2 protein-coding genes and 1 pseudogene are annotated in these 7,308 nt (G+C 36.9%); all 3 read left to right on the top strand.

The genetic code is table 11. From position 1 onward, the window contains the following. Positions 1-280 (top strand): YadA-like family protein (locus ACFILT_RS09285; RefSeq protein WP_375679972.1); only part of this gene is annotated, 280 nt, incomplete at its 5' end. Positions 281-1,384: 1,104 nt separating this feature from the next. After that, the gene (locus tag ACFILT_RS09280) at positions 1,385-4,909 is read left to right on the top strand and encodes a YadA-like family protein (RefSeq protein ID WP_375679971.1); all 3,525 of its coding nucleotides are present in this window, start codon (positions 1,385-1,387) and stop codon (positions 4,907-4,909) included. A gap of 1,179 nt (positions 4,910-6,088) precedes the next feature. Further along, a pseudogene (locus ACFILT_RS09275) lies at positions 6,089-7,308 on the top strand (hypothetical protein); the annotation flags it as partial.

The raw sequence follows: 7,308 nt of genomic DNA, 5'->3' as shown, positions 1-7,308 counted from the left end.
GGATATAAAGTTTGAGACATTGAATTATGCTATTCAGGATGTTCGGAAAGAAGCAAGACAAGCTGCTGCTATTGGTCTAGCAGTATCTAATTTAAGCTATGACGATACACCGGGAAAATTAAGTTTTTCACTTGGTACGGGTGTATGGCGCAGTCAATCTGCACTTGCTATTGGAGCTGGTTATATGTCTGAAAATGGAAGATTTCGCTCTAACGTATCTGCAACGAGTGCTGGGGGACATTGGGGTGTAGGTGCTGGATTTAGGGTAACACTGAATTAACAATAGAAAATTCGAAATAAATTTTCCTTCTCTTATCAAATGCGTTACATGTGCCATTTAAAGAGAAGGAAAGTTATTTTCATCATAAATGAATAGCAATAGAAGATAAGGGCGTATTTCGAGTAAAAATATATTTTTTGTGAAATTTTATATGAAAAAATCATTTATCACCTCCAAAAGGAATTATTTGAGTAATCGATATTTATTTTTAAGAGAGTTTTGCCTTCTTGTCTCATCAGACAAGGGTAAAAATTTTATAAGAAGTGATATTTTACACAGAAATTCATAGAGTAGTATACTTGTAAAGTTTTATAATAATGTATTCTGTAATAATAATCTTAGTGGGACTAATTTTAGTTACAGTGAAACATTTTAACAAAAAAACTACAAATGCAGAGGGATGTTTTCATATAAATTAACAGAGTACGTGTAACCGCACAATATTTGAAAACTATACAGTTTATAATTTTATAATAGAAATATCCACGAGGGGTGTTCTTAAAGAAATAAAAAGTCTCATTTTTTCCTTGCTATTTTTTAATATCTGTATAGAGTGCGAAAAATTAATTAAAAGAAACTAGAAATCTTCTCGCAAAGCGGGGTGCGGTAAGTTATGGAAAAATTACAAAATCACAATCATCTAATCTCAAAGAGCTTTAAGAGATACAAATATAAAACTCAGGGATATCTCGCTTATTTTCACGAAAAAAGCGCAATAACCCTACAAAAAACGCTCTAAATTACTCAACAAACAGCTTAAATCCCTTCCGCAATAAACATTTTATTGCCTCTTAAACACACAACCCCTAATAATAGTACACAAATATGTTTTTTCTACACTTTTTTCACCTTTCTTCACCTTTAAATTTAAAGGCTCTGCTAAAGAAAGATACCCCTCCTTAAAGGGGGATAAATAAAAACCACATTAATTGGACTATCGATCAACGTCGACTTCTATCTCATTGATATCTTAGATAGTCCTCTTCCGCATTATGACAACCCTAATCTTTTATAAAACAAGAAAAAACAACCTCTGGAGCTAAGTAGCACCGGAATATGTCTTTTTGATGTTTTAAATATCTTTTTTTACTTAGAGGATTTATTATGAAAAAAATATATACCACACCACACACGCTAGCAGTGAGTAATTTAAAAAATTCTTGCTCGTCTTATCGATTACCTTTTATTAAAACGCTTTCATTAGTGTCAGTAGCTGTCTTTTTATCAAATACTTCTCCTGTTTTTGCTTGTGATCTTTGGGGTAATGTAGCACAGTATTTTGGTGGAGGTACAAATATACGTAAAAGTATTGCGCCAACCTATATAATTAACGGTAAAATATATAGAGATGTTGGCTCTGCATTATATGGTTTGGAACGTTATACTGCTGAAGTTGCGGGCAATAAGCTTGTTAAGCAAGATGCATCAGGACTTATTACAATTGGTGCGGACGTAGGTGGTAATAGAATAACTATCGCAAATAGCTCTCATGGATTGAGGACTCTTACTGGTGTTGCTGATGGTTGGGTTTCGCCAATCTCGTATGATGCAGTCAATGGTTCTCAGCTTTTTTCTCAAGGCATCAGTACTGCGATCTCTTTTGGCGGTGGTGCTGGATACGATAGAAAAGGAAACTGGATAGCTCCTACTTTTACAGTTAAGGTCTTTGATAAAAATGGTAATGGAGCTGAAAAGAAGTATACTAATGTTGCGGATGCCTTTACTGGCGTGAGTAGTTCTTTCACGAATCTTGATGCAAAGATTGAAAATATTAAGGTGGCAAGTAATAGTCTTGTTAAGCAAGATGATACAGGACGTATTAGCATTGGTGGAGAAGTAAGTGGAACTAAGGTAAGCATTGCAAACGTTGATAATGCAGTTCGGACTCTTTCGGGTGTTAAGGCTGGTTCGATTACAGCAGCGTCCACTGATGCGATAAATGGTTCTCAACTTTATTCCATGAGCAATGTAGTCGCAGGCTATTTTGGCGGTGGTGCTGGCTATAAAGATGGAAACTGGAGTGCTCCTACTTTTACAGTTAAGGTCTTTGATAAGGATGGTAATGGAGCTGAAAAGAAGTATACTAATGTTGCGGATGCCTTTACTGGCGTAAATAGTTCTTTCACGAATCTTGATAAAAAGATTGAGAATATAGTCATTGATGCGACAGGTAACAGTCTTGTTAAGCAAGATGATACGGGGCTTATTAGCATTGGTGGAGAAGTAAGTGGAACTAAGGTAAGCATTGCAAACGTTGATAATGCAGTTCGGACTCTTTCGGGTGTTAAGGCTGGTTCGATTGCAGCAGCGTCCACTGATGCGATAAATGGTTCTCAACTTTATGCCATGAGCAATGTAGTTGCAGGCTATTTTGGTGGTGGTGCTGGCTATAAAGATGGAAACTGGAGTGCTCCTACTTTTACAGTTAAGGTCTTTGATAAGGATGGTAATGGAGCTGAAAAGAAGTATACTAATGTTGCGGATGCCTTTACTGGCGTAAGTGGTTCTTTCACAAATCTTGATAAAAAGATTGAGAATATAGTCATTAATGGGACAGGTGATGATCTTGTTAAGCAAGATGATACCGGACTTATTACCATTGGTGGAAAAGTAAGAGGGGTCCAGGTAAATATAGCAAATGTTGATAATGTGACACGGACTCTTGCGGGTGTTAAGGCTGGTTCGATTACAGCAACATCGACTGATGCGATAAATGGCTCTCAATTTTATGCCATGAGCAATGTAGTTGCTAGCTATTTTAGTGATAATGCTGGATATGATAAAGATGGAAACTGGAATGCTCCTACTTTTACAGTTAAGGTTTTTGATAAAAATGGTAGTGGGACTGAAAAGAACTATAAGAATGTTGGGGATGCGCTTTCTGGTGTAAGTAGTTCTTTTACGAATCTTAATCAAAAGATCGAAAGTGTGACAGGTGATAGTTTTGTTAAGCAAAATAGCGTTGGGCTTATTACGATTGGTGGAGACAAGGGTGGTGATAGAATAGATATTGCAAACGGTATTAATTTTCCACGAGTTATCTCTGGTGTTAAAGGGGGTGCATTTACGGCAACATCGACCGAAGCAGTAAATGGTGGTCAAATTTATTTGATGGCTCAGGCATTTGCAAGTTATTTTGGCGGTGGTGCTGGCTATAAAGATGGAAAATGGTCACCTCCTACATTTACAGTTAAAGCCTTTGATAAGGATGGTAATGCAACTGAGAAAAACTATACTAATGTTGCAGATGCGTTTTCTGGCGTTAATAGTGCTTTCACAAGTTTGAATGAGGAGATTGTTAAGATAAAGAATAAGCCTGGTATTGAAGAAAAGGAACACACCCATCAAGACGGTGATTTGAATGATATCATTTCAGAAGGCTTTCCTTTTATGAGAAGCTTACCTAGTGCTTTAGGTAATGTAAAGGTTCCAACTACGATAACTGTTGCTCCTAAATCACCATTAAAACAAGTAAGTTTTATGAGTAGTGAAGGTGAAAGCCGGCGTCTTTTTGATATTGCTGCTGGTGAGATTTCAGAAACGTCGACTGATGCTATAACTGGTTCTCAGCTCTATTCGATAAACAACCAGATTGCTACTTATTTCGGTGGTGGTTCTGGATATAAAGGTGGAAATTGGAGTGCTCCGACTTTCACAGTTAAAGCCTTTGATAAGAATGGTAAGGAAACTGAGAAAAAATATACTAATGTTGCGGATGCATTGGCAGGCGTTAATAGTGCTTTCACCGTTTTGAATAATCAGATTGTTGATATGAAGAATGGCCTTGGTATTGGTGAAACAGAGGGTAAACCACAAAATGGTGATCCTTCGGATGTTATTTCAAAAGGCTTTCCTTTTATGAGAAGCGCACGTTTTCTAAGAAGCTTACCTCTTGCCATAGATGAGGAAGAAAGCGCCATAGATGAGGCGGATAATTCAACCACGGTAACTGTTGCTCCTAGTGAAATTTTAGAAAAGTCAACTTATGAGGTGACTGACAATCAGTTTTCACAGATGAGTAACAGGGTAACAGGCGTTGAAAAAAAGGTAGACAGCGTTACAGACAGGGTAACAGAAGTTGAAAACAAGGTGAATGTTGCGGTTAGCTATGATACCGATGATAGCGGAAAGAAAATCAGTAGCATCACTCTAAAAGGTGTCGATGACAGTGAGCCTGTTTTGATTACTAATATTAAAGATGGAAAAATTGAACATGGCTCTAAGGACGCAGTGAATGGTGGTCAGTTATACGATCATACCGCGGAGCAGATGAAGATTACTCTTGAAAGTGCGAAAAAGTATACGGACGATCAAGTCAATAATGGTGTTAACGAGGCAAAATCCTATACCGATATGAAGTTTGACGCACTAAGTTATGATATTACGAATGTGCGCAAAGAGGCAAGGCAAGCAGCAGCGATTGGTTTGGCAGTCTCTAACTTACGTTACTTCGATGACCCAGGATCTGTGAGTGTTTCATTTGGTGGCGGTTTTTGGCGTGGACAATCTGCCTTTGCGATTGGTGCAGGTTATACATCTGAAGATGGCAAGATTCGTTCTAATCTATCAGCAACCAGTGCTGGCGGTCAGTGGGGTGTAGGTGGTGGAATAACTCTGAAATTAAAATAACACCAGAGAATATGAAAAACTACAATTTAAGCGAAGTTTCGCCCTTGTCTTCTTAGACAGGGGCGAAATTTTATATTATAGAGAAGTAATATTTTACAGAGAAGGCCATAGAGTAGTATATTTATAAATTCTTATAATAATTAAATTCTTATACCAATGTATTTTATAGTAATAATCTTAGTGAGATTGATTTTAGTAAGAAGTAAAGCACTTTAACAAAAATTTTACAAATACAGAGTAGTACTCTCAGTGCGTAATTGCGCAGTATTTTAAAACTGTACGTTCTATAATTTCATTGATAGAAAATATCCATTGGGGGATACGTTTAAAAATTTAAAAATCCTATTTTATTATTTTATTTATTTGCTCTGTACATAGCAGTAGCAATCATGAGGCACGCAACAGCAGCAATTATTAGTAAGACTCATTTTGATCAAAATGGGACACTTAAATAAAACTATGAAACAGAATCTCTAGACAAGTCTATAGTGCATGGAATCTATAAGTTTTAAAGTTATAAGGATATTTCACAGTTATATAAATCGGAAAGACTCATTCTGTAAAAATAATTAAATTCATTTTCTTCTTGCTATTTCACTCAATAGTCTATAACATCACAAAATATTCTTTAGTAAGACTCATTTTGGCAAAAACAGAAAAATGCTCGCAAGGGGGGCAGTTGATTATGAACAACACACACAATCATCCTCATTTTACTCCAAAGCTCAAGAGTATGCCGCTTATCCCCGCGATAAAAGCGTAATGATTTCACAACAAGTACTCTAAATCATTCAGCCGACAACTTAAACTTTTCCCCTAATAATACCTTACAGCTTCTTAATCATATAAAATGAACTCTTTTACTTTTAAAACTATAAACCGCAGACCTAACAATAGGGTGCAAGTATGTCTTCTTCATACCTGTTTTTCACCCTCATCCAGGAGTTTTGTTGCAAAAAAAAGCACCCTTCTTAAAGGCGGAAAAAATAAAAAACCCATTAACCACATCGTTTATCAAGATTGATTGCAACCTTGCTAGACTTCTAATTACTTCTGTTCGCCTCTGCGGCAAACTCAAACTTTATAAAGAACAAAAAAATCACGTCGTTAATCACTTCTAACACTGAAATATGACTTTTTAATGTTCTAAATATGTCTTTCCTATTTGGAGAATTTGTTATGAAAAAATTATATACCACACCAAAAGCGCTAGTGGTGAATGATTGTAGAGATTCTTGCTCGTTTTATCGACGGCTTTTTATTAAAGCGCTTTCATTGGCTTCAGTGATTATATTTTTATCAAATGTTTCTCCTGTTGCTGCTGCTACTCAGATTTTAAATAACATATCAAACGACTTTAGTGGTGGTACAAATGCGCTTAAAGGTATACCGCCAGCCTATGTAGTTGGCAGTAAATTGTATAGAGATAGTGGCTCTGCATTTGTGGAGGGGGAGTATGCCCCCAAGAACTTAAGTCTTAATATTAAGTTTCAGACTAAAGCTGCTTTTGATACTGCCTTTTCAGGTACGGAAGGTTATAAGAATGTAGAAGGTTATAAAAGTGTTGCGGATGCATTTTCTGGCACTAATAGTGATTTGGCAGGTTTAAATCATCAGATTGTTGAGATAAAGGAACCCCATGCTATTGGGGGAAAACAAGATAATCCATCTCACGGTGATGATCTGCATGAAAATACAGACAACTTTTCTCTTATAAGAAGCTTATCTCGTGAATTAGTCCGAGCGGACGATGAAAAGATAATAACTATTGCTGGTACCTCACCATTAACTCAAATAACTATTCGGAATAGTAAAGGTGAGACACGGCGTCTTTTGGATGTTTCTCCTGGTGAGCTCTCAAAAACGTCAACCGATGCCGTTAATGGTTCCCAGCTTTATACGTTAGGCACTGGGGTTGCAAAATCTTTAGGTGGTAATGCTAGTTATGCGGATGGAACTTGGAGTGTACCTACATTCACGGTTAAGAGCGTGAAAGAAGATGGCAAAACAGAAGATAAAGAGTATCATGATGTAGCAACAGCGTTTGCTGGTGTAGGAACTTCTTTCGTAAATATGAATAATTCTATCACGAATATTAAGAATGAACTTAGCAAAGATATTGCTGAAGCAAAGAGTGATTCCTTGCATTGGAGCGATACTGCACATGCTTTTGTAGCGACGCATGGAGAGAAAGATAGCAAAAGTAATAGCAAGCTTACATTTCTTTTAGATGGTTCGATTAATGCTGGTTCCACGGATGCCGTAACGGGTAATCAGCTTCATGCACTAGGGAGCGGTGTTGCGAAGTCTTTAGGTGGTAATGCTAAGTATGAGAATGGCACGTGGAATGCTCCTACATTCAAGGTTAAGCGATTTAATTCTGATGGTGATGTTACTGA

The sequence above is a fragment of the Bartonella sp. AP7XZML genome, from assembly GCF_042195745.1.
Taxonomy (GTDB): Bacteria; Pseudomonadota; Alphaproteobacteria; order Rhizobiales; family Rhizobiaceae; genus Bartonella.
This window is presented reverse-complemented; position numbering and strand designations above follow the sequence as displayed.

Bases quoted from the DNA above. Each gene is read 5' to 3' on its own strand.
- ACFILT_RS09280 (WP_375679971.1), top strand. From the start codon at position 1,385: ATGAAAAAAATATATACCACACCACACACGCTAGCAGTGAGTAATTTA.